This is a genomic window from Wolbachia endosymbiont (group A) of Longitarsus flavicornis (assembly GCF_963931955.1).
GTDB lineage: Bacteria > Pseudomonadota > Alphaproteobacteria > Rickettsiales > Anaplasmataceae > Wolbachia.
This window is the reverse complement of sequence record NZ_OZ008337.1, coordinates 322,649-346,595: the sequence shown is the minus strand read 5'-3', so window position 1 is coordinate 346,595 and position 23,947 is coordinate 322,649. Positions and strand designations below refer to the sequence as shown.

Below are 23,947 nucleotides of genomic sequence, written 5' to 3'. Positions count from 1 at the left end.
TTGATATGAACGGTTGTTGCCGCGTCGGTCGCACACGCCCGCTATTCCTATAGTGAGTAGTTCCCTCTTGTTTCTTTTATAACATATTTTTAACTTACAACCGCCGCGGTATCTCTTAGCTGCTAACAAGTAGCGGGATGACGGTTGTCAGGGTGTCATCCAAGTAGCTGACACTGGTTTACTTTATGATGATGTCATGAAAGTAGCTGACACTGGAATGACACCCTTCCCTGGTGGACTTAAATCACAATTTTAAGAAACATACATGTTGCTTCATTATATCTCAACTAATGAAATTAGAAGCATCAACTCCCTTCTGCAAGCAAGCAGCAATGACAGTGTTTATCATTAGAAATGCAATTGTCATTGGGCCAACGCCCCCGGGTACTGGGGTCATAGCTTTGGCTTTCCCTTTTATTCCCTCAAAGTCAACATCACCTACGAGCTCTCCTACGTTAACGCTATTTATGCCAACATCGATCACTATTGCACCTTTCTTTATCCAGTCTGCTTGAACAAAATTTGGCTTTCCGACTGCTGCAACTACTATATCCGCTTTAGAGCAATATTCAGCTAAATCTTTGCTCTGTGAGTGCAAGATGGTAACAGTGCAATTTTCCTGCAGCAATAGGTGAAACATTGGCTTGCCCACGATATTTGACCTACCAATTACCACTGCGTTTTTACCGGAAAGGTTCTCTTCAATTGATTTAATTAAATGCAAAGAACCTTTAGGAGTGCAAGGTATAAGGCAGTTTTTTTCACCTTTAACTAATTTGCCAACGTTTTCATCATGGAAGCCATCTACGTCTTTTTCAACACTTACTGCATTAATTACTCTGCTTGCACTAATGTGGTTTGGCAAAGGCAATTGCACTAAAATCCCGTGCACAGATGGATCTTCATTTAACTCATTGATTTTTTCAATCAATTCATCTTCTGAAGTATTATTAGGCAAAACAATGGTCTCAGAACTTATGCCTATTGATTCTGCTTTTTTCTGTTTGTTGCGAACATAAACCTGACTTGCTGGATTGCTGCCCACGAGAATTACTTTCAAGCAAGGAAAAATGTTATACTCTCTCTTTAAAATATCAATTTTTTGTGATAGCCTCTCACATAGGTCGTTTGCTATTTTTTTACCATCAATAATAATTGTCACTTCCTTGCCACTCCTTAAAGTCGGGTAATTTGATATCAAATAAATCTAATACTTTGCCAACAGAATGATTAATAATATCATCCAACGATTTTGGTTTAATATAAAAAGCAGGCACTGGTGGAGCAATAATTGCTCCCATCTTTGTTAATTTTAACATATTTTGTAAATGCCCAAGGTGCAGTGGTGACTCTCGCACCATAAGAACTAACTTTCTTCTTTCTTTTAGCGTTACATCTGCAGCTCTTGTTAGTAGATTGGAAGTAACACCTGATGCGATTTCAGACATTGTCTTCATAGAACATGGAGCTACAATCATTCCTGAGGTTTTAAATGAGCCGCTTGCTATTTTTTCTCCTATTTTTTCTTCAGAATAGTAAAAATCTGCAAGTGATGTAATATCTTCAAGTTTTTCTGTAATTTCATGAGCTAAAGTTATTTTCCCAGCACTGCTTATCACTAAATGAGTTTCATAATCGACGTCTTTCAACGCTTCTAAAATACGTACACCGTAAATAGAACCAGATGCTCCACTTATTCCAATTACAATTCTGCTATTCACTTAACTCTTCTTCGCAACTCATTCCTAATGCACGTTTATAGGTATCAAGCAATATTTCCTGTTCCTCTCTGTCATCATCATCCATCTTCCTCAGCCTAATAATTTGTTTCATCACTTTTATATCCCAACCTTCATCTGCAGCTTTTGCATATACATCACGAATGTGATCTTGCACATCCCTCTTTTCTTGTTCAAGTTTTTCGATTCTCTCTATGTAACCCTTCAACTCTTCAGCCGTTATTTTTACTGTATCTTCCATGAAACTCCACTAATTAATTGCTGCTACTAGTATTACCAGTTTTTACTTGCACTTCAACAACAGTAATAATATTTTTATCTTTTTTTAAAATCTTAAAGCGAAAACCATACATGGAAAACTCCTCGCCTTCGTCAGGAATGCGCTCTATTTCATTCACAATCATACCTGCTAGAGTTGTAGCTTCTTCATCAGGGAGATTCCAGTATAACTGCCTGTTAATGTCCCTAATAGTAGATTTTCCTTCTATATGATACATATTATCAGATATTTTCTTTATAAAATTCTCCGTAATCAAATCATGTTCATCCGAAATTTCTCCAACTATTTCTTCCAGTATATCTTCAAGAGTTACAATTCCCTGCAGTGCTCCATACTCATCAATAACAAATGCAAGGTGTTTCCTGTTCTTACGGAAGTTGTGAAGTTGCACGCTGAGCGGTGTACTTTCTGGTATAAACCAAGGCCTTGACATAACTTGGGTAATGTCAACTTCTTCCGCTTTATTATTCTTTTCACGCAAAGCATTTATTAGAGCTTTCACGTGAATTACACCTACAATTTTTTCTGATTCTTCTTGCCATAAAGGTACTCTACTGTGACTGCTGGTTAAAATCTCTCTTATTAACTCTTCTTTATTCCGATCTATATCAAGAGAAAATAGGTTTCTTCTATGGGTCATAATTTGTGATATCTCTGTTTCAGCCAAATCAAGTATGCTGCTTAGCATATCTAAATCCTGTTGTAACATGGTTCCTTCACTGCGGTGAAGAGTAATCATATTACGCATTGCATCCGCTGCAGATATCACTTCCTTATCTTTATGCAGCCCACATAATTTCAGGATGAGGTTAACAATAAATTGAATACCTAGCGTCAATGGAGAAAAAATCTTTACAAAAAACAATACAAAATAAGCAGAAAATGATGCAAATTTTTCAGGATTTTGAATAGCATAAGTTTTTGGTAGAACTTCGCAGAACAATAAAATACAAAATGTCATTATAATTGTTGATAGGAGAATGCCCTCATTTCCAAAAAGATTGATAAATATTGCTGTAAATAAAGCAGAGCAAGTAATATTAATAATTGTATTGCCGAGCAATACCGTTCCTATTGTTAATTCTTTCCTATTTAATAAGCGATCTATTATCCTGGCTCTTTTGTTACCATCTAGCTTTAGCTTATTAACTCGAGAACGGCTAATTGAGGTTAAGCCTATTTCTGCTCCTGAGAACAAAAACGATAAAATTAACAAAATAAAAATTGCTGATGATACTAAGACCAATAACCAATCCATTAAAGTACGATGTTATTGTGATAAAAAACAAAATTAATTTTACATGTTATGAGAAGCATTTGCAAGCTTGAAGTTTTATATTGCCAAATTTTATATATCTTTAATCTTAAAAAACAAATCATAAAGTATATTACACGCTGCGTTCACATGCTCATCCTCAATGATAAGTGGTGGGGTTATCCTTACTACTTTGTTGTTTAAAACCCTAGTTATTATTAAACCTTTATCAAGAGATCGACTGATAATTTTATCAGCTACAGGAGTTGCTAGTTCTATTCCCATTAGTAACCCTTCTCCACGAACTTCTGAAATCATCTCAGGAAATTCTTTAGCTAAAGGCAACAGCTTTTCTTTTAAATATTTACTAATTCTCTTAAGATGGTCAAAAAAGCCTTCTTTTAGCATTATATCGAGTACCGCATTACCAACAGTCATGGCAAGTGGATTGCCACCATAGGTTGATCCATGAGTTCCTGGAGTAATTGCTTCTGCTATGTAATCTTTTACTAAACATGCAGCTAGAGGAAAACCGTTACCCATAGCTTTTGCACAGGTTAGCATATCGGGTTCAATGCCGACATTTTGATAATGAAATAAAGAACCGATGCGTCCATATCCACATTGCACTTCATCAAAGCACAAAATTGTCCCTTGAGCTTTTGTTATTTCCCTTACTTTTTGAAGATATTTTACGTCTAGTGGATATACTCCACCTTCGCTTTGTATGGGCTCTAAAAACACAGCAGCTGTCTCATCGCTGATTTTTTTCTCCAAAGCTTTAATGTCATTTCTTGGCACTTTATCAAAACCAGAAAGGAGTGGAGCAAAACCTTCGCGTGATTTTTCATTGCCTCCAGCAGAAATTGCAGCAATACTGCGGCCATGAAACCCTCCTTCAATTGTAATAATACGATTACGTTTTGCTTGCCCCTTTGAATAAAAGTAACGACGAATAAACTTAATTGCAGCTTCTGTTGCTTCAAGCCCACTTGAGCAGAAAAAAACTTTATCTGCAAAAGTAAGGGTTGTTAAACGGTCAGCAAGCCTTTCTTGCTCGGGAATAGTGAAAATGTTAGAGCAGTGCCATAGTGAGCTCAATTGCTCTTTCAGCTTATCTGTAATGTATGGATGACAATGCCCTAAAGAAGTTGTAGAAATACCTGCAGCAAAATCTAAATATTTTTTACCACCTCTATCAAAAAGATATACCCCTTCTCCCCTAACTATAGGAGTGTCAAGTCTATTATACGCATTAACAACATGATCCATTTTATAAGTATTGTGGTATTACCTATACTATACCTGAAATGAATCCATTAACACAAAGCTTTTCCTTTAACTTCTTATGCTACTTCAACTAAAAATTTAGCCAATGCAAACCTTTTTTGTCATTCTATAGCTAAAGTGACTTAGTTTTACCAACGATTCGCCACTTATTAGCGAAATCCAGAGATATGAGTTTACAGTTTACCAAACCATCGGTATAGCTAAATTGCTTTAGCTATAGGTAATGAAGGAAATATTAACTATACTTCTTTGTTTATATTTCCTATTCACATATATTAATATTTTACTTACTTAAAGTAAGCTAACTACCGTTATTAATATTTTTGTAATAAAAATTGTATATGGTGCATGTAATCAAATTAAGAGGAAGATTGTGGAAATTACGCCATCAATAAAAAAAGAATTGAAGCAAAGTACTCTATATATTTGCCTAGAAAAATGCAAAAGTGCATTTTGGTTTATCTTTTGGTTTAGTGCGGGAATCAATTTATTAATGTTATTCCTGCCACTTTATACCTCTCAAGTGCTTGATCGGGTGATATCGAGCGAAAGTGTGTCAACACTAACTATGCTGACAATTATCACTTTATCTGCATTTGCATGTTCTGCAATGCTTGAAACTTGTCGATATTTAGCCATGGCAAAAATAGGTGACTGGATTGATAAAACCGCAACACCAGATCTGATAGTAAGATCAATCAGGCTAACATCAGTGCAGAGCTCAACTTCAAGTGGTGAAGCAATACGGGATCTTGGAGTAATAAAAAATTTCATTACAGGAAATGGCATATTCTCACTGTTTGATACTCCATGGTCGTTAATTTACCTTGTTGTGATTTTCATGATACATACCTCCACGGGGTTTATAGCTATTGCTGGAATCATTATATTAGTCTCTATGGCAATATGGAATGAACTTGCCACTAAACGAATATTACAAGAAACCAACGAAGAAACTATACGGAATATCAATGCTATAGATGTTGCAACAAGAAATGCAGAAGTGGTTGAAGCTATGGGCATGTCAGAATTCATAGTCTCTGATTGGTGTAAACGAAATGATCAGAACCGAGCAATGCAAATTAAAGCACAAAATCGCTCTAATGTGATCACCGGAATCACTAAATTTTTGCGCTCAACTCTGCAAATATCAGTAATTGGAACAGGTGCATTACTTGCAATCACAGCTCATAAGACTGCCGGTAGCATCATCGCTGCTTCAATTTTAATGGGTAGAGTATTAGCACCATTTGATGCTGCGGTTCATACTTGGAAGTTTTTAAATCAGGCCAAAATGTCATATGGAAGGCTACAAAGGCTTATATTAACATCGCCAAAAAGAGAGCAAACAATGGCTCTACCAGAACCTGAAGGAAAATTGGAATTTGATAGAGTATTTTTTACTCCTTATGGAAGCAATAAGCCGACAGTAAAAGGAATATCATTTGTAATAGAACCAGGGGACGTAGTAGGTGTGATTGGTGCAAGTGCTTCTGGTAAATCCACTATCGCAAAATTAACTGTTGGTGTATGGAAACCCATATCTGGTGTAGTAAGACTGGATAGCGCTGATGTATACACTTGGAATCGAGAGAATTTTGGTAATTATGTTGGTTACTTACCTCAAGATATTGAGTTATTTAACACTAGCGTCAAAGCTAATATTGCTCGCATGAGGCCAGATCCAAATCCTGAAGAAATAATCAAAGCAGCAAAAATTGCGGGAATACATGAATTAATACTAAGCTTACCAAATGGATATGATACAACAATAGGAGGTCCTAGAGGAGTGACGCTCTCTGGCGGCCAAAAACAGCTTCTTGGACTTGCTAGAGCTTTTTATGGTCACACAAAACTTTTAGTACTTGATGAACCAAACGCTAACTTAGATAGCAATGGAGAGGCATGCTTAATTAATGCAATTGGCATTGCAAGAAAGCAAAATACTACTACTGTTATCATCACTCACAAACTACCGTTATTGTCCGTAGTTGATAAAGTGATCCTCATGTCAGATGGTGTCATTTACGCTATGGGACCAAAAGATGAGATTTTGAGCAAATTAGTTGCTCCATCATCAAGTACCACAGAAGATGAGCGCTCTTCAGCAAATGGTTAGTTTACTTACAATAAATTCTGTATCTGAAATAACAACTGTTCCAGAAAAATATATATTTCTTTACCATTAGAAATAATATTACAAGAATAGTAAATAGATTAATAACTCTTATTAATTAAAGTCAATCGGCAGATATAGCTAAAGTGGCTTAGGTTTACCTACAATTTGAAAAACAACAAATTCGTCTTAATGAATTTTCTTAATTTGTTATCTAAATAACTTAATATTAGTGGTAATTTTATAAAAAAATTATAATATAAATAATGTTGCTGCGAAAATTTATAACAATAGACTTCTTTCAAAATTCATGTATGGAGCTCAAAATTGTGAATTGCAGCAATCAAATTAAACCTTAAACCAAAACGTTTTCGTCGGTTTCTATACCTGTCCGAGATGATTTTAAACCTTTTCAATAAGCCAATTACGTTTTCAACAATTGCCCTTTGGCTCATAAGTGCCCTGTTCTCTTTTTTTTGTTCTTTGCTTAACGGATTCTTTTTCATTTTCCTGTGCGGTAATACAACATTTTTGTGTATCTTCTGCATTCCCCTGTAGCCGGCATCAGCTAAGATTTTGGTGTCCGGTAATATTGCTACCTTTGATTCTCTAAACATCCGAAAATCGTGTTTTCTACCATTCGAGAAAGATGTGCATATGACTTTTTTACTCTTCTTCTCTGTTACTATTTGTGTTTTTATAGTATGCCTTTTTTTCTTTCCAGAGTAGAAGGGCTTTTGCTTTTTTTTGGTCTCTCTACTGGCGTTTCAGTTCCGTCTATTACTAAAACTTCATATTCTACATCACTCTTTAATAGCTCTTTTTTTCCTGGTAATGCAAAATCTGGATGTTTTATTAATATGTCTTCTACCTATCTTATTATTTTAAAACTGTTACTTTCACTCATGCCATAGCTTTGCCCAATATGAAAATATGTACGATATTCTCTTATATATTCCAGTGCCATAAGTAGCCTGTCTTCTATGCAAAGTTTACTTTTTCTTCCACTTCTAGCTTTTTTTCTTTTATCCTCCACTTCTAGAATTTCTACCATTCGCTCAAATGTTGCTTTTTTTACCCCTGTTAAACGTCGAAACTTTTCTCCTTCTAACTTTTCTATTTCCTTATATTTCATGCTTTCAAATACTTCATCTTACACTCCCTCTAACAATTTTGAAAGAAGTCTATTGACAGCTAGCCTGACAATCGTCATCCCGCTGCTTGTTAGCGGATGAGATACCGTGGCGGTATGACGTAGGGAAATCTTACTTATGTAGCTATAGTTCTACATGAATTACAAAAGTAATATTTACTAGATCTTAATATTTTAGATCTATATTTTAACAAATAATGAGCTGTAATTAGTATGAATGATCCATTTAAAAGTGAGAACTATAAAAAAAATCTCGACTCCTTGATAGAAGCTATAAAGCTGAAAAACATTGGTGAACAATATAATAAAACAGTGAGGGATTTATCCCAAACATTAGAGAGTTTTACAGATAAGGCAGAAGATGTAGCTAAGTTTGTTATATGTAGTGACTTGAATAATTATATAGAACCGGTGAACAAAAAGCCATCAGGTTTTTTTGGAATATTCAAGAAAACATTTAATAAAATCTTGGGAAAAGATACTTCAATTCAGGATAACAGTATAAGAAATTTTGCTAATGATAAATTGCCCAGTCTTGCTGAAAAAATAACATTCGAATACCTAAATGTTTTAAAGAAAATTTCAGATTTAGAGCAAAGTAAAAAAAATCAGGAGGAACATAGATTGTATGGAGTGAACTTAGAGGATAGAACAGCGTCAAAGCAAGAAGAAAATCCTTTATATGAGCTACAAGAAAGAAAAGGAGATTCAGGCTATGGAAGTTCATTAGATAAAGAGCATGAATATGAAGACATATCAAATTATCAAGAGAAAAAGCAAAAGGAAAATCCTTTATATGAACAGAGAGAAGATTTAGGCTATGGAAGTTCATTAAATGAAGAGTCTGTATACGAAGAGATATCAAATTATCAAGAGAAGAAGAGTAAAATTTTAATAGAAAATTCGCAGAGTTCAAAATCGCCCAAAGAAGAGCCAATTTGTGCAACAGTTTCTAAAGAACATATAGGAGCAAAAAGAGAACGTAAGCAGAAACAACAATCTCAATCCCTCGTACCACCAAAACCACCAAGAGCACCGCAAGTACCAAAAAAAATGTTTACTACTGGTCAAGAAGTTAGACAAAAATCGAAAGTGGTAGTCAAAGATAAACCTGCAGTGCCGCCAAAGCCTAAAAATCTAAGAACCTGTACATGATCTCAAGAAAGGAATAAACTAAGAGATAATGTATATAAGTTAGGATATATGAGGAGTTTATACCCAAGTAATATAAGTCGGGAAAGATTTGAGATTATATTACCAGATCTAGAGTCCTGTAGAAAAAAAACAAAACCAAGAAAACTTGATTTGTATGATGTATTTTGTGGAGTGTTATACGTTCTGAAAAGCGTTTGTCAGTGGAGAATGCTACCAAAAGAGTTTCCAAAATGGCGCAATTGTTACGACTATTTTAAGAAGTGGAGTGAAAAACCAGATGCAAATAAAGAAAGTGTTCTGGAGCTGGTGTTAAAAAAAAATAGTTGGCGTAGTCCGACAAAACAATGGTCGGAAAGAAAAAACCAGCTTCTGCATAATTGATGCACAGAGTGTAAAAAATGCAGATACTGCTGAAGAAAAAGGCTACGATGCAGGCAAAAAGATTTCAGGAATAAAACGCCATATTGCAGTAGATACGCAAGGTTTGCCACATGCAATTTATGTAACAACAGCAGAGATAACTGACCGTAGCAGTGCTGTGAGAATGGTAGAAAATGCAAAAGAAAACCTCTCGGGAGTTAAAAATGTACTGGTTGATGCAGGCTATACGGGAGAGAATTTTGCAACACAAATAAAAGCAACTATTGGTGCAACTGTTGAGGTAATAAAACGCAGTGAATTACATACCTTTGCTGTATTGCCAAAAAGATGGGTTGTAGAGCGTTCTTTTGCTTGGTTGGAAAAATGTAGACGGTTATGGAAAAATTGCGAGCGTAAACTCAACACCAGCTTGCAAATGGTAGTTCTTGCTTTCACTGCTTTGTTCCTCAAAAGATTATGAACAGGTTCTAAGCCAAAAAGTAAACACAGAGCCAAAAGTAGTAGGGAAAAAATCAGTTGAAAGTAAACCTACAGTACCACTAAAATCTGAAAATCAAGACAATAGGAAATCAGCACAAAAAGCTGCTGGTAAGGCGATACCAAAAGTAGCAGCAGCTACTATGAAAGGAGGAGCTAATCGCGAGATGGGCAGTAAAGTAAAGGCATTAAAAGAAAAATTTGAGCAAAATCAAGTAAAAGGAAATGCTAATGTACGGCTTGCTGAAAGCAAAACCACCCCAGCAGCACAAGCGGATATCGGTGTGAAGAAAAAACAATCTCATTCATTTCCAACAGGAAATAAAAGATCTGCAATGAATCACCTAACAGCAGCAAAATCTCATGTCAGCAAAAATTCCCTTCTCACGCATGCAAATGTAAAGGAAATGGTTGCACAAATTGAGAAAGGAAAAGGAGGAAGATAGTAACATTTGGGAATGTTTAAAAAAAACATATTTGTCAAGTCAAGAGATTGTGAGCAAACTTAGGAAATTATAGCTAAACTGACTTAGATTTACTGACAATTTGAAAAACCGTCATTCCGCTGCTTGTTAGCGGCCGAGATACCGCGATTCATCGCGGTATGACGTAGAGCTCGCGTTAGCTATACTTTTATACTCACCAAATCAGTTTGCTTGCTCATAAGCAAACTTTCCTGGATCCCAGTGTCAGCTACTTTCATGACACCATTCTTTCTTCTGGATTCCAGACTGGAATGACACCGTCTTGGATGGAAAGGCTGGATCCAAGTAGTCAGCTACTCGGATGACAAAGGAGAGCTACTCGGATGATACCTTTTTCTACTTAGTTTGGGTTATGCAAGAAGTCTATTATAATCAGGCTTTAAGTGTGCGGAAGTAATTTTTTGCGTTAGAGTAAAAAATTTTTTCTATAGCTAATCAAAGTGGATCAAGAGAAACTTACCACTTTCTTTACAAAGGGTTTGATGTTACCATTTGACTACCTATTCTGAATTTATTGGATGAACATTAACATAAAAAATCTAGTTCATGCTTTCTCTAAATTGCCAAGTTTAGGGCCATCATCATCACGCAGGTTAGTTATACATTTACTCCAAAACAAAGAAAAAGTTATGCTACCACTTGCATCTTTGATTAAAGAGCTAGCAGATCTTATAATAGAGTGTGAAGTTTGCGGAAATCTAGATACTAAGTCACCTTGTTCTATTTGTACTAACCCAAAACGTGACACTAAGTTACTGTGTGTAGTAGAAGAATTAGGTGATCTATGGGCGTTTGAAAAAGGAAATATATATTCAGGTTTATACCATGTTTTGGGTGGCAGATTGTCTGCAATAAATGGCATAGGTCCAAAAGAACTTAACCTTGACACTATTCTGAAAAGAGTGACGGAGTCTAAAATTGAAGAGATAATTATCGCAATTAATCCGACATTAGAGGGCCAAGTTACTGCACAATATATAATTGAATTGCTAAAAAACTTGAATGTGAAAATATCACGTCTTGCTTGCGGCATACCAATGGGCGGAGAAATTGACTACCTAGATGAAGGAACGCTGAGGATAGCACTTACTTCAAGACAAGAATATGAGTTAAATATAAAATAAGGTATGTGCTTTAAAAAACTTGTATCGTTAATAACGTTCAAGAAGAAAGAAACAGCACCACCACTTAAAGTGGTGGCTTGGGAAAATGACCGTCTAAACTATAAGCAATTTTCAGGTAAATTCAACACTATAATTAAAACAATTGATCAGTCTTTTACAATAATATCTTTGGAAGGATATGACGGATGGGGCAAGACGTTTTTTTTGAAAGAATGGGTAAAAGAGTTAAAACAGCAAAATGAAATTGCAGCTTATTATAGTGCATGGGATATCAATGCACTGGATCAACCACTTCCTTCTTTTTTAAATTTTCTATTTGAAGATTTATTTGCATCGTATGAAGTAAAAAGAAGCGTTATACAACAGTTCAAGAACATAAACCAAGAACTATTTTCTCTAAACACAATAGGAAAGCTGATCAGTAAATCTCCACTTGCTATGCTTTCAGTATTTCTTGACGCTGCAAAAGAGGCTGATAAAAAAGACATAGGTTTTGTCTTGAGTGAATTAAGTCTTCTCCAAAGAAGAAAAGAGAGTACTAGAGATTTTAAAACACAGTTAGCGGATGTGGTTAATAAAATCAGAAAAGACAAAAACATTTATATAATGGTGGATAATCTTGATGTGTGCCGTCCTAAATTCGTTGTTGATTTTTTGGAATCTATAAAGTATATGCTTGATGTGGAGGGGCTGGTTTTCATTATTTCTGTAAGTAAAGATAAGAGTAATGTACAAAGAGCAATCAGCACAATACTTGGACCAAATTTTGACCTAAAATCTTTTACTGATCTCTCTTTACATTTGCCAAAACAACCGATAGAAAAATTTACAAAAGAACTATTTGAAAATATTAAATTACCGAAAAAGTCAAAAAATTTGATTGTAGATAGTTTTATATTTTATGCAGAAAGCCTGTCACTATCGTTAAAAACAATAGAATACTGCGTAAAAAAAATAAAGCTGTGTCTTCTGAATCACACAAGAAAAGAATTACCTGATCCGAATTTGTTTTCATTTTTGGTAATACTGCAATCGATAAATATTGATATATATGAGGAATTAGGTTTTTCATATCAAAGAGCATTGGAAAAAATTGAAAATGAATATAAATCTTTAATTTTAACCCACATAAATGGTCAAGAAGAATGGAAAAAACTTAGAACCTCTTTAGAAACTGCTTTTGCAGAGAGGGAGTCAAAAATTAACAAAGCTATAAAGGACATAATATTTTAAAAAGATACCCTACCTTTGCATATACAAGGATAGGGTAACATTTGATTAACGCCCTTTTACTATGTCACTACCTTGTTCAAACTTTCTGATTAATTCGCTTACATTGACATTAGATAATTTTTTACCTGCAGATTTGTCATTATGTGAAGCATCAGGTTTATGAAGGTCCTCCTTACTGTTACTCCTAGTAATATTACATCTAACAATGTTTGAATTATTAGACTTATCGCTTATATCTGAAATACTACTTTTTTCACTGCATGAAGACGAGTTGCTTGACATATTGTCTAAACTAAAAAGCTTTTTACCTTGATAGATTGGATTCCAATCAAGTGGATTATAAGCTTTAGCTTTTTTATCAAGAGTGCTGCTACTAACATCACTGATACCACTATCCCCTGAATCACGGCGTTGTTTGTTAGGAGTGCTAGCATTTACATGAATGTTGTCTTCCATGAGTTTTCGCATTGTTGGGCCAAATGTTCTTCCAAGATTGCTACTCACTGTTTTATTACTATCATTTGCTTGGAAATGAGATGCATTTTGCTCAAAAATTGCTCTTATTCCAGCAAATTTAGCTTGGGAAGATTTCGGAGGAACAGGTGGAGCAACCATGCCTTTTGAATTAACCTTTCCTTCATTTTTAGGAAAAATTTTTGGATTATTTTTTTCTACTGTAGTATTCATTTTTTTACCTCTAAGCCTATTAACTAGTAGAATTATAAACTTAGAGGTATTAATTTTGTAATAACGATGCTAATAGGTTACCGCAGTTTCAATAAACATCACCAGAGGATTCTCTATATAATGCTTGAAGGTGTTTAAAAATTTTGCTCCTAATGCTCCATCAACTGTCCTGTGGTCAACAGAGAGTGTCACTGTCATTATTTCTGCTATTTCTATTTTCTCATTCATAACAATTGGTTGTTTTTTAGATGCACCAACTGCCATAATGCAAGATTGCGGCGGATTGATTATAGCACTGAAGGCTTTTATACCAAACATCCCTAAGTTGGAGATAGTAAACCCTCCTCCTTGAAACTCTTCAGGTTTCAATTTTCCAGATCTTGCTCTGCTTACTAAATCTTTCACTTCTTTTGATATAGATAAAATACCCTTTTTATCAGCATTTTTTACTATAGGAGTAATTAGCCCATCTTCAAGTGCCACAGCGATTGAGATATCTACATTCGAGTATTTAAGTATTTTATTATCTATCCACGAAGAATTTATATCAGGAAATTTTTTCATGCTAAAAGCCACAGCTTTGATAATTAAGTCATTGATTGTTACTTTATTGTTTTCATCTGCTGAGTTAATCTCGTTTTTTAACGATATTAACTTATCAACCTGGCAGTCTACAGTTAAATAAAAATGTGGAACATTCTGTTTTGATTCAGTTAGGCGCTGTGCTATCACTTGGCGCATGTTGCTTACTTCAACTATGGTATCTTTCTCAGGACTTTCAGTATGTATACCACTGCCTAAAAACTCCAACACATCAGCCTTAATTATGCGACCGTATGGTCCTGTACCTTTTAATTGCTGCACATTAACCCCTTCATTTTGAGCTATTTTCTTAGCTAATGGGCTTATTTTTATTCTACCTTCTGTTGTCTTAGTATCTTCTTCTTTTCTAGATCCCAGTGTCAAGCACTGGGATGACATTGAGGGGTTGGATTCCAGCGTCACGCGCTGGAATGACACCGAAGAATGACTTATTGGCTTTCCGTTTAAATCTTGGTGTTCTGATTTTTGATTATCAACAGCACTTTTTGTCACTTCCTTTTTAACTGCACTATTGATGGAAGTTGAAGTATAGTTGTTAAGTGCACTTTCATCTTCTCCTTCTTCCAGCATTAAAGCTATTGGTTGATTTACAGGCACGTCACTTGTTCCTTCTGTTACTAAAATTTTTGCTAAAACTCCTTCATCTATAGATTCAAACTCCATTATGGCTTTATCAGTCTCTATCTCAGCAATTACGTCGCCTACTTCAACTTTGTCTTGTTCTTTTTTATGCCACTTTACAATTTTTCCTCCAGTTTTGCTCATTGTCGGTGAAAGAGCAGGCATTAATATTTCTATAGGCATTGATTTTGCATTTAAAGATCTATTCAATTTTTAATTTACTCTTTATCTTATGTCAATCTAATCGTGAATTATGATGAACAAATCTGTTACACTATCACTCACGTCATCCCAGTGCGTGACACTGGGATCTTGGTTCAGTACTATTATCCTATTGTTTTTATTATTTAGCCATAGCTTGTTTGCTAACAACTTTGTTTCAACCAAATCAAATAAGATCAACATGAGAACGGGGCCAGGGTTTCACTATCCTGTAAAATGGATATACACTTGCAAAAATCTGCCCCTGAAAGTGATAGAAGAGTTTGAGAGTTGGAAAAAGGTCTGTGATATATATGAAGGCTGCGGATGGATAAAAGGCAATCTTCTTAGTGATAAGTACTACGCGATTGTAAAAGAAGACGCTTATGGATATCAAAAACAGAGTGTAGACAGCAAGATTACTATGAAAATAGACAAGTTTGTAGTAATGAAAATAGAAAAGTGCAACGAAGAGTGGTGTTTTCTTTCTACCCCAAAACGTAAAGCATGGGTACAAAAAAAACATATATACGGGGTTGATTAAGTTGAAAAAGGATCTGGACTAACACTAGTTTCCAAACCTTCTGTAGCAGACTCTTCAGATGAAGCAGGAGTTGCACTAACTTCTTGAGGTTCTGGAGAATTATTTTGCCATATAGTGCTGTCACAAAAACTCTGTAACATCTCCTCAGCAGATGAATCTAAAATTTGTACAATAGACTTTCCACTTTGTTCTTTTAGCGATTGATCAAACCTAGAGATCAACTCAGAAAACTCGCTACCTGATTTTTCAGCTTCATTTTTTATTTTACTTTCTATGCTTGCAATATTGCCTTGTTCAATTTCTTCTTTTGTTATGTTGAATGAATTTGCAGCATCTTGATGTCCAATCTTGCAATTTCCACAACCAATTATGCAAAAAGCAATAGAATTAGATATTTCACTTGCAGCCCACTTATGTATAGCGTAAGCCAAATAATTGTCATGGTATTTAATGCTAAATTGTTGTTCTATTAGCTCAGAAATTTTATTCTTTAGAGACATAAAGTACTCCCTCCTTACATTCGTTATACCTTTTTGTTAAGATACACCATTTACTACATGCTTTACTTTAATTAATTACTAAAACAAGAGCATAATTTATATCTTTTTACCTTAACAATTCTTTTTTGATTTCCTCTTCAATTATCTCTCTTATATTCACGTTAAGGTCCCCTACCCAAAAATCAGTCATAGTTTCAAGATCGTATAGATCCTCTATTACTTTTTTAATAGCAGCATTTATTTCTTCTTCGTCAAATTCCTTCATAATAGGTCTAATCTTCACATACCCTGGAGAGCCTTTACCATAAATTCCTTTCTGCATATATCTTGGAGAGTTTTCATCATGAATTTCTTTGTTTTTATCAATGCAACCACCTGCACCAGGTTTATTGCTTCTAAAATTACTTTCACAATTTACTGTTTCATACTTGACTTTACCATCTTCTATATATGTTATTTTATCATCTTCAGTAGACTTCAATGCATCTGCTGTTATGATCCTTTCTTCTAATTTTAAACTCGGTTCATGAATTATTGTGTCCCGATAACTTGTACGTTCAGGACCATATGTTCTATACATACCTCCCCCTGCAACAGTGATTAATGGCTTGCAATCTTGTTTGTCTGAACGACACATTTTTATAAAAATAGGTCCTCCGTCCTTGTCTGAGGAGTTATTTTCCTGATTACCTCCTCCCTCTGTAACTCGAATATTAATTCGAGGATAATTAGGATCAATTTCCAATTGAGCTTTAATATAATCTCCTGGCATTCCTACTCTGCTTTCAGTAGAATGGCAGTTTTCACTTTTACAGCCACTACCTTGTATATGACCTGCTTCACCACTTCCCCACGCTTCTATTTCAACACGGTCAAACATTATTGATAAGTCATCTGTATAAACATCTCCATCTTCAGGCTTATAGGATTTTTCACTATTTTTTTCCAGTTCTTGTTTCTTATCTTTCAGTTGTTTCTTGATTATCTCTTTTAATTTCTTTTTTAAACCTTCCCAGTCAAGCCTACACAATTTATCAGCATAAAAGACCTCTGTTCTATCTGCTTTAATCAGTTGATCTTTTAATTGTGTACACTTTCGTACTTCATTTTTTTTATCTCTTAATACTTTACCATCCTTATCTTTACAATCCACTTCCTCATACCTTAAGTAAAATTGCTTATCATTTTCATTTTTATTTTTATTCAAATATTGTTTTGAACGGCTACACTTTCCATCAAAGCAGATGCAACCATCATTACCTTGCTTACATCCTTCTTTATACTCTGTATCTATCAACTTATATACTACTTTGACTTTGTTGTTTGTAAATTGTTCATCTATGTCTTTATCGTAATTCACGCAGTAACTGCATTCTCCCTTCTTCTGCTTATTTTCGTCAGGGAAGAAAACGTATCCTTGCTTATTAAATATTATTTTATCCAACCGATTTTGAGGTTCTTTCAAAAGGTCAACTATTTCCTTGCTTGGAAGATAATAGAACTGATTTGATTCCTTGGAGTAAACAGCATTGTATTTAATATATTTTATTCCCATTAATTTTAGTGGTATTATCTCCTCTCCTCTTTTAAGGATAAACTCTTCTGGTTCTGGTTGCCAACCAGAAAGACAAAGCATTTTACTGTTAGAATTTCCTTTATACTTTACTTCTATTTCTGGTTGTCCTAAGTTGTTCAATTTGCACTTATTCCCCTGAAACTCTTTACATTCCGTTTCAATATCAGGAACATAGCCATATTCTTTCAGAACTTTAAATTGTTGCGGATTACTTTCTAATATACCTTCTATAATATTATCAATATAATTTTTTTTGTTATTACTATCAGTCGTTTTTGCTACTATTGCTGGTTTTACTACTTTTAAAGATAGAGGGCCAATATTTACAGGATGGTTGGTAACATTAAAAGTACAGGAACCATTACTGTAGGTTCCGTGTGCTCTACAAGTGCTCTCGCTCATCTTCATTTCTATTTCTAGCGTGTTTTCATTTGCTACCTTCACTATCTTAGGTTCTGGAGCAGGTGGTGCCGGGAAGCAGCGGACGAACTGTGGATTTTTTCCATCTATACTTTGAGTTCCATGGTATTCAGCGCAGAGCTTATCTTTTTCTCTATAAGTTGCGAAGTAATGTGTCGTGCCATCTTTATCCAAAATAGGATACTCCCTAACAACTTCATCCGAAGTAAGGCGCTCCCCAGCTTTATCTTTTTTGTATTTTCTGGGAAAATCTAATTCTTTTCCAATCTTTCTGTCTTCTTCTATTAGATCACCAGCTATTACCTTAACTTTAGGGTTAAAGTAATCATTGTCTCCATTTGTTATAGGAACAATTCTAACTTGTGGAGGTGACATTGCAAGTTGCTCGCAAAATGGAGGGGGGCCAGGTGCAAGTGGTATAGGAGCACATTTTATCTTCTTTTGGTAACAGGTGTCACAAGCTTTATCCATATCTCCAGGACGAAAAATATTTGCTCCCGAAAACACTTTAGCACCCCACGAAGAAATTCCTGACATACAAGCCCCTTTTTGACTGCAGGCACATATCTTAGGAGAGTTAGCGAATCTTCTTTTTTCCTCATCAGTCACATCATCTGCCCACTCCCACCCAAGACCTTTCGCAATTCCTTCTTTAATTTTTTCACTGTTATCTGTCTTAATTGTTCCATCAGCTAACATTCTATTTCCTTCCCAATCAATGAAAGCTGCAGCAGAAACACCCCCACCTGTACTTTGTGTTCCATATATTTGGCGGCAGGATTCCCCACTTTGCAAGTCATAGCAGTAACTTTTTCCATCATAAGCACATACTCTAATTTTAGGATTAAAATAGCCAACCACTCCTTGATCTTTTATTGCTTTTACCTTAATTTCTTTTACCCAATTGCCACCAGCTATTGCCTCCCACCAAGTATTACTTTCTACAAATGTTGGACAATCAGCATATCCTTGATACGAAAGACCAAATATCAAGAAGAATATCAACGAAAAATTAAGCCTTACACTTCTCATAAAACACCGGTAACCACTCATTAACTTCTTCTCCTTTTTCCTTTATTGCCTCATACATATACTTTATAGTCTCTTTGTTAGCTGAAAGTACATGTATTTCTTGCATATTCTTTAAATCTAAATTTAAAGTTACTAATCCTTTGTACTGTTTTATCAAAAATAAACCTTCCTGTGTTGGCGTCTGCAGAATTATATTCAGCTCCTCTTTCGATAGAGAAAATGCTTTCATGTATAATCTATTTGCATTGACGTTCGGCATCAAGATTCTTGTATCAACATGTTTATCTAAATATTGAGTAAATTTGCTAGCAAATGCGAGATTTAAATTTTCAGTACTTAGGATTACTACAACATTTAGTTCCGTCATTCTTTGCATCCAGTTATCAAACTCTTTCTCTGTAGGAAAAATATTACTTATCTCCCACGCTTCATCCAAAACAAGTATTGCAGGCGAGCCATCACATTTTGCCTCAAAAGAATATAAAAAATAGTAAAGTATCACGGACATACATTCCTTTTGTTTTGTAAGGTTTGCGGTGTTGAGAGATATAATTTTTGTTTCCCAGTCAATATCTGATTCATCACCATCTTGAAATAAGTAAGCAAAGTCACCATCGTCACACCATCTACTTATCTTACCCCCAAGGAGCAAGAGCACCTCAGAAATTTGTGAAATAGAACGTGATTCCTTGGGTATAGCAAATATAGAATCCACAATTTTTCTTATCTTTTCTTCTACGTCCACCAAGCTCGTATCGGCTACCATTCTTCTGATCAGTTCAACCAACATATTGCGATTGGAAGCACTATCTTCAATGTTTAGTGGATTAAATTTTAGGCTTTTATCTTTATATTTCGGATCAATTATGTAATATTTACCACTCACTGCTTTAGTAAAAATTATCGACTTTCCAGTGTTATCCAATATGAGAATTCTTGGGTTAAACTTTCTTGATTCTGATAATAGGAAATTAATGAGTGAAGTTCTGCCTGAATTTGGAGCTCCAAGTATCGTAGTATGGCCATTATTTCTTTTTCCATGGAAATTAAAGAAGTAAGGATTTCCTTCTTTTGAGAAAAAAACTGTTACCGCTTCTTTCCACCTTCTTCCTTTTAATGTACCTGACGTAAAATCATGCAGCATAGCAAAACTGCAAGCGTATTTTGTTAAGATATTTTTCGGTTGCGTAATAAAAGCAAAATTGCCTGGAAGTTGTGCCCAAAAATGACTTTCCATATGTAAATCAGTTCTAAACATCATGAAGCCAACTAATGACATTATAGAAGATAAATCACTAATACTTTCAGCTAACTTATTCCTATCGTCTGCAAATATTGTAAAAATAATTTTCTGTTGGCAGAAGTCTATACTAGAGGTCTTTTCAAGCTCTATTATTTCTTCAATTCCTGAGCTTTTAAGTAAGGTATTATCCTCACTAATTTGCAGCATGTTGATTTGTTTTTTAAATTCTTTTATTGCTTTATTATTACTAGTAAATATCATTATTTCTGTAATGATAAATTCAGATTCAAGCTGCAAGCATCTATCTATATTACCTAAAGAGATTTCCCGGTATTCTTTTATGCTGAAAATAGAGCCAAATTTCTGTTGATTTTCAAATATTGTTTGAAACGTATTGAAACCAAAAGCTATTTTAAAATTTCTAATATATTGCGACAGGTCCCTTTCATGTATTGGATAATCTTTGTGCGTTAATGTAACAATATAGTGGAGAAATTCTATCATTTCAGAATATATTTTACCTTCACTAAACCTTAGACCCAGTTTTTTAGCTCCAAAAGGTTCTAAATCATTTTGAATGAAGTCAGTTATCTTTTGCAACTCCTGATGGCTTTCTTGTAAAGACAACTTATGCTTATTCTTTATTCTATTGAAAAAAAACGAATTATTAGTATGCTTGCCAAAATCGCTAAACAATATTACAATGTATAGTTCATTTATATACTGTAATTTACTATCAGTTAGTTTATTAAACCACGTTGAATATAGGTTGTCAGAGAAGTCTTCAGTTTTATTCCATTTCAAGCTCAGTTTATTGCGCTTTCTAACGGTATGAATCCAAACAGTAAAATACAGGCTATTAATATTTTTTGATATGCTTTTTCTAATTTCAGTTCTGAGGTCGCTGTAGTTATCAACAGAAGAATAATCTTCTAACTTGATTATTTTTAACAATTCTCCCTGTTTTGTTAGTATGGTTTCTTCATCGTAATGACAAGCATAAGGAACAAAATCTAAATCGATGCTTTCTAGTAATGCTAAGTTGTTCTTTCTTTCAAGCTTAGAGTTAACTGTTGGTACTTTTAACTGCATATGCGTATTCAATAAAGATAATTAAAAAAGATAAAAATACTATCTTAATTTTTATCTTTTTTTTCGCTATCGGATTGTAATTTTATATCTTTTGTAAAGTTAAATTTTTCTTTTAAGTAGTCTGTTGCCTTTTCTGTGCTACCAAACATTATGACTAACACACCAAACATTATCATAAAAAAGATCAGACCTCTAAACACTATTGCAAGTATCACCGCAGCTATACACAACCCTATGATTGTTGAAGGACTCATATTTTCTACAGTATCTTTAATTGAAAATGAAGAAATAAAATTTTTTACCGTTTCTTGTACATCCTTTAATTCATCACTCGCCGAACTTGCTTCGCTAGAATATGATGCAAAAATGAAACTTAATAAGGCTATAAAAACCAAAACTTTATTCAATTGAATGCGCATCAACTAAACACCCTTTAAATATTCCTCAAATATAACAACTTTTATATCAACAAGCAAGAACTGAATTCACTTATCCACTACAAGTAACATATATTTAATTTTTACCGCTGTTTACCATCAACAAGAGGACTCACATTAATGGATGTTAATTTACTTGATAGGAAGTTTGAATGCAATTCAGCTACTGCTGCTATAGCAAACACTGCAGCCATAGCAAGTAGTCCTGCTCCTATCAATCCTGATGTCATTGCTCCTGCAACAATGCACCCTATTGTGGAGAGAGCACAACCTGCTACAAGTGCAACGTGAAGATTTCTGTTATTGGGTTGTTTAACTTCACTATTATTTTCCTTATTAGAAGCTTCTTGTTTACTTAAAACAGCTTCCTTCTTTTGTTCTTCAAGTAATGCTAGTTCAGGCTCTTTATCATTTGATTTCAGCTCTCCCTTAACTTGGCTTGGAATTTTTCCCTCTTGACCATCTGAGTTTTCATTTTCTTGCACCTGTGGCTTTTTTTCTGCAATCTGTTCTGACAATACTGGATCATTACCTTCTCCAGCAGAGCTTAATATTGAGCTCATACTGCTCCTTCTACTACTTATTGGTGATTCTAAACTTTCTTCACTCGGTTTGCGTGAACTTACTCTACTATCTGAGCTACTAGCATATACTTCTTCTTTAGTTAGACTTTCTACATTATTTTCTGTCATCCCAGTGCTTAACACTGGGATCTCTTTTTTTATGGAATTAATAGGTTGTTCTTCTATTTTTGAATCTTTATTGCTGCTCCTTTTAATAATCCCTGAAATTATTTCTAATATTTTCCCTCTTCTTGTTGGTGATCTTTGTAATTGTTCTATTTCATTGTTAGATACTGGAAATTCGACCTTTGATTCCATTATTTCTGCTTTCAACGCAAGAAGAAAGTTTTTGATATAATAACCATGAGATTCTTCTTGCTCTTTCAGCGATTTTTCTAATTTAGTTAATACCTCAGGGTCAGCCCCTTTTTTGAACAACCCTATGCATTTTGTGATAGTTCCATCTCCATTTTTTTTTGGGCTTTCATGATTATGTGTTTTTTTTGTTACCTTTTTGTATATAGTGCCGTGCAATTGTTGGTTAATAACTTCTTTATTATTCTGAGGTTTTTTTGAAGTACCTGGCATAGACTCCTCCATACAAATAAAATGTATAGATACCTCTTTAGCGTTAATTTTACATTAAAATTGGATAATTATGCCATATTATGGATAATTAATGGCAACTTGCTTATTGTGAGGTCGCTTAACTATTTGCTTTCTGGGTTTTCTACTTCTACAGATTTGCTCTCAATATAATTGTTTGCCTGTTGAACTAACATATCCACTACTTCTTTCACAGGCTTTTCCCTATCAACCATGCCAACACTTTGGCCAGCCATTAAAGATCCCGTTTCAACATCTCCTTCAATCACTGCTCTTCTTAAAGCACCAGCCCAGAACTTTTCTATTTCAAGCTGCCCATCTTCTTTGGAGATCTGTCCCTTTTGGTATTCATCAATAACTTCTTTTTGACGCTTCATGAAGTCATCGCTTGCTTTGTTGGCTATAGCTCTTACTGGAATTACAGGAAAATCAGCACTTATCTGTACAGAAGGTATTGCATTACGTGCGGCCGATTTAATAAACACTTCCTTAAAATTTTTGTGGGCAATTGACTCATTAGTGCAGACAAATAATGTACCTATTTGACAGCCACTTACTCCCATTTCTAAGTAATTAACTATCATTTCACCTCTTCCTATTCCACCTGCAACAAACACTGGTATTTGTTCGTTTTTAAAATGAGGCAATATCTCTTGTGCGAGAACAGAAGTGCTAACTGGCCCTATGTGCCCGCCTGCTTCCATTCCTTCTATTATTAACGCATCTACTCCCATTTTTACTAACCTTTTCGCAAGGCTTAATGCTGGTGCAAAGCACATAACTTTAATACCCGCACCCTTGATTTTTTCTATATTAGGCTTTGTTGGTAGTCCACCGGCAAGCACTATATGGCTTACTTTTGTTTCAATGCACACATCTATCAACTCACTCAACTTTGGGTGCATAGTAATTAGATTCACACCAAATGGCTTGTTAGTTAATTGCTGCGTCTCTATGATTTCTTTTTTCAATAGGTCTGGAAACATTGCACCGCATGCAATCACACCAAAACCTCCAGCGTTTGAGATTGCCGAAACCAAATTTCTCTCTGAAACCCAGCTCATAGCACCACCCATTATCGCAAACTCACTGCCAAGAAAATCTGTTCCTTTTTTCCAGAGGCTACTTAACATA

20 protein-coding genes and 1 pseudogene are annotated in these 23,947 nt (G+C 34.7%); 7 read left to right on the top strand and 14 right to left on the bottom strand.

Features of this window, described 5'->3' with window-relative positions; all coding sequences use genetic code 11:
• Positions 1 to 283: 283 nt before the first annotated feature.
• The 5 genes from folD to AABM58_RS01665 form a co-directional block, all read right to left on the bottom strand.
• Positions 284 to 1,162, bottom strand: coding sequence for a bifunctional methylenetetrahydrofolate dehydrogenase/methenyltetrahydrofolate cyclohydrolase FolD (gene folD, locus AABM58_RS01685; RefSeq protein ID WP_338406130.1), 879 nt, complete (start codon positions 1,160 to 1,162; stop codon positions 284 to 286).
• Positions 1,146 to 1,721 (bottom strand): UbiX family flavin prenyltransferase, encoded by a 576-nt coding sequence (locus AABM58_RS01680; protein WP_264702693.1) that lies wholly within the window; start codon positions 1,719 to 1,721, stop codon positions 1,146 to 1,148. Before AABM58_RS01680 ends, folD begins: the two co-directional genes overlap by 17 nt.
• Positions 1,714 to 1,980, bottom strand: a complete 267-nt coding sequence (locus tag AABM58_RS01675; protein WP_182309168.1) for a DUF2312 domain-containing protein — start codon at positions 1,978 to 1,980, stop codon at positions 1,714 to 1,716. The genes AABM58_RS01680 and AABM58_RS01675 overlap by 8 nt, the downstream gene beginning before the upstream one ends.
• A gap of 13 nt (positions 1,981 to 1,993) precedes the next feature.
• The gene (locus AABM58_RS01670) at positions 1,994 to 3,277 is read right to left on the bottom strand and encodes an HlyC/CorC family transporter (RefSeq protein ID WP_338406129.1); all 1,284 of its coding nucleotides are present in this window, start codon (positions 3,275 to 3,277) and stop codon (positions 1,994 to 1,996) included.
• Between the two features lie 90 nt (positions 3,278 to 3,367).
• Positions 3,368 to 4,546 carry an aspartate aminotransferase family protein gene (locus tag AABM58_RS01665; protein WP_338406128.1) on the bottom strand — a complete coding sequence of 393 codons (1,179 nt, stop codon included), beginning with the start codon at positions 4,544 to 4,546 and terminating at the stop codon, positions 3,368 to 3,370.
• Positions 4,547 to 4,937: 391 nt separating this feature from the next.
• Between AABM58_RS01665 and AABM58_RS01660 the strand changes: the two genes are divergently transcribed.
• Complete coding sequence (locus AABM58_RS01660) at positions 4,938 to 6,683, top strand: type I secretion system permease/ATPase (RefSeq protein ID WP_338406127.1); 1,746 nt, start codon at positions 4,938 to 4,940, stop codon at positions 6,681 to 6,683.
• Positions 6,684 to 6,988: 305 nt separating this feature from the next.
• On the opposite strand, the pseudogene AABM58_RS01655 reads toward AABM58_RS01660, so the two are convergent.
• Positions 6,989 to 7,815 (bottom strand): annotated as a pseudogene (locus tag AABM58_RS01655) (IS5 family transposase).
• Positions 7,816 to 8,046: 231 nt separating this feature from the next.
• Here AABM58_RS01655 and AABM58_RS01650 point away from each other — a divergent pair.
• The 5 genes from AABM58_RS01650 (at position 8,047) to AABM58_RS01630 (ending at position 12,688) form a co-directional block, all read left to right on the top strand.
• Positions 8,047 to 8,988, top strand: coding sequence for a hypothetical protein (locus tag AABM58_RS01650; protein WP_338406126.1), 942 nt, complete (start codon positions 8,047 to 8,049; stop codon positions 8,986 to 8,988).
• Positions 8,989 to 9,036: 48 nt separating this feature from the next.
• Positions 9,037 to 9,829 (top strand): IS5 family transposase gene (locus AABM58_RS01645; RefSeq protein ID WP_338405927.1). Its coding sequence is split into 2 segments (ribosomal slippage): positions 9,037 to 9,300 and positions 9,302 to 9,829, totalling 792 coding nucleotides; the frame shifts between segments, so codons are not numbered across the junction.
• Complete coding sequence (locus AABM58_RS01640) at positions 9,795 to 10,292, top strand: hypothetical protein (protein WP_338406125.1); 498 nt, start codon at positions 9,795 to 9,797, stop codon at positions 10,290 to 10,292. The genes AABM58_RS01645 and AABM58_RS01640 overlap by 35 nt, the downstream gene beginning before the upstream one ends.
• A 563-nt stretch (positions 10,293 to 10,855) precedes the next feature.
• Complete coding sequence (gene recR / locus AABM58_RS01635) at positions 10,856 to 11,455, top strand: recombination mediator RecR (protein ID WP_410529783.1); 600 nt, start codon at positions 10,856 to 10,858, stop codon at positions 11,453 to 11,455.
• Between the two features lie 3 nt (positions 11,456 to 11,458).
• Positions 11,459 to 12,688, top strand: coding sequence for a KAP family P-loop NTPase fold protein (locus AABM58_RS01630; RefSeq protein WP_338406123.1), 1,230 nt, complete (start codon positions 11,459 to 11,461; stop codon positions 12,686 to 12,688).
• A 45-nt stretch (positions 12,689 to 12,733) separates the two neighbouring features.
• Here AABM58_RS01630 and AABM58_RS01625 read toward each other — a convergent pair whose 3' ends face one another.
• Together AABM58_RS01625 and AABM58_RS01620 are read right to left on the bottom strand one after the other, a co-directional pair.
• Positions 12,734 to 13,375: a hypothetical protein gene (locus AABM58_RS01625; RefSeq protein ID WP_338406122.1), complete on the bottom strand. Its 642-nt coding sequence runs from the start codon at positions 13,373 to 13,375 to the stop codon at positions 12,734 to 12,736.
• A 69-nt stretch (positions 13,376 to 13,444) separates the two neighbouring features.
• The gene (locus tag AABM58_RS01620) at positions 13,445 to 14,782 is read right to left on the bottom strand and encodes a pyruvate dehydrogenase complex dihydrolipoamide acetyltransferase (RefSeq protein WP_338406875.1); all 1,338 of its coding nucleotides are present in this window, start codon (positions 14,780 to 14,782) and stop codon (positions 13,445 to 13,447) included.
• Positions 14,783 to 14,852: 70 nt separating this feature from the next.
• On the opposite strand from AABM58_RS01620, the gene AABM58_RS01615 reads away from it, so the two are divergent.
• Positions 14,853 to 15,344, top strand: coding sequence for an SH3 domain-containing protein (locus tag AABM58_RS01615; protein ID WP_338406121.1), 492 nt, complete (start codon positions 14,853 to 14,855; stop codon positions 15,342 to 15,344).
• On the opposite strand, the gene AABM58_RS01610 is transcribed toward AABM58_RS01615, so the two are convergent.
• The 6 genes from AABM58_RS01610 to AABM58_RS01585 all read right to left on the bottom strand — a co-directional run bounded on the left by AABM58_RS01610 (position 15,341) and on the right by AABM58_RS01585 (position 23,946).
• The gene (locus tag AABM58_RS01610; RefSeq protein WP_265034502.1) at positions 15,341 to 15,844 is read right to left on the bottom strand and encodes a WBM0748 family T4SS-associated protein; all 504 of its coding nucleotides are present in this window, start codon (positions 15,842 to 15,844) and stop codon (positions 15,341 to 15,343) included. The genes AABM58_RS01615 and AABM58_RS01610 overlap by 4 nt on opposite strands.
• A 106-nt stretch (positions 15,845 to 15,950) precedes the next feature.
• Positions 15,951 to 18,872 carry a hypothetical protein gene (locus AABM58_RS01605; protein ID WP_338406120.1) on the bottom strand — a complete coding sequence of 974 codons (2,922 nt, stop codon included), beginning with the start codon at positions 18,870 to 18,872 and terminating at the stop codon, positions 15,951 to 15,953.
• Positions 18,853 to 21,207 carry a VirB4 family type IV secretion/conjugal transfer ATPase gene (locus AABM58_RS01600; protein ID WP_338406119.1) on the bottom strand — a complete coding sequence of 785 codons (2,355 nt, stop codon included), beginning with the start codon at positions 21,205 to 21,207 and terminating at the stop codon, positions 18,853 to 18,855. Before AABM58_RS01600 ends, AABM58_RS01605 begins: the two co-directional genes overlap by 20 nt.
• A gap of 44 nt (positions 21,208 to 21,251) precedes the next feature.
• Positions 21,252 to 21,626, bottom strand: coding sequence for a hypothetical protein (locus tag AABM58_RS01595; RefSeq protein ID WP_338406118.1), 375 nt, complete (start codon positions 21,624 to 21,626; stop codon positions 21,252 to 21,254).
• 101 nt (positions 21,627 to 21,727) lie between these two features.
• On the bottom strand, positions 21,728 to 22,795 hold the full coding sequence (locus tag AABM58_RS01590) for a hypothetical protein (RefSeq protein ID WP_338406117.1): 1,068 nt from the start codon (positions 22,793 to 22,795) through the stop codon (positions 21,728 to 21,730).
• Between the two features lie 122 nt (positions 22,796 to 22,917).
• Positions 22,918 to 23,946, bottom strand: coding sequence for an NAD(P)H-dependent flavin oxidoreductase (locus AABM58_RS01585; RefSeq protein WP_338406116.1), 1,029 nt, complete (start codon positions 23,944 to 23,946; stop codon positions 22,918 to 22,920).
• Between the last annotated feature and the right edge of the window lies 1 nt (position 23,947).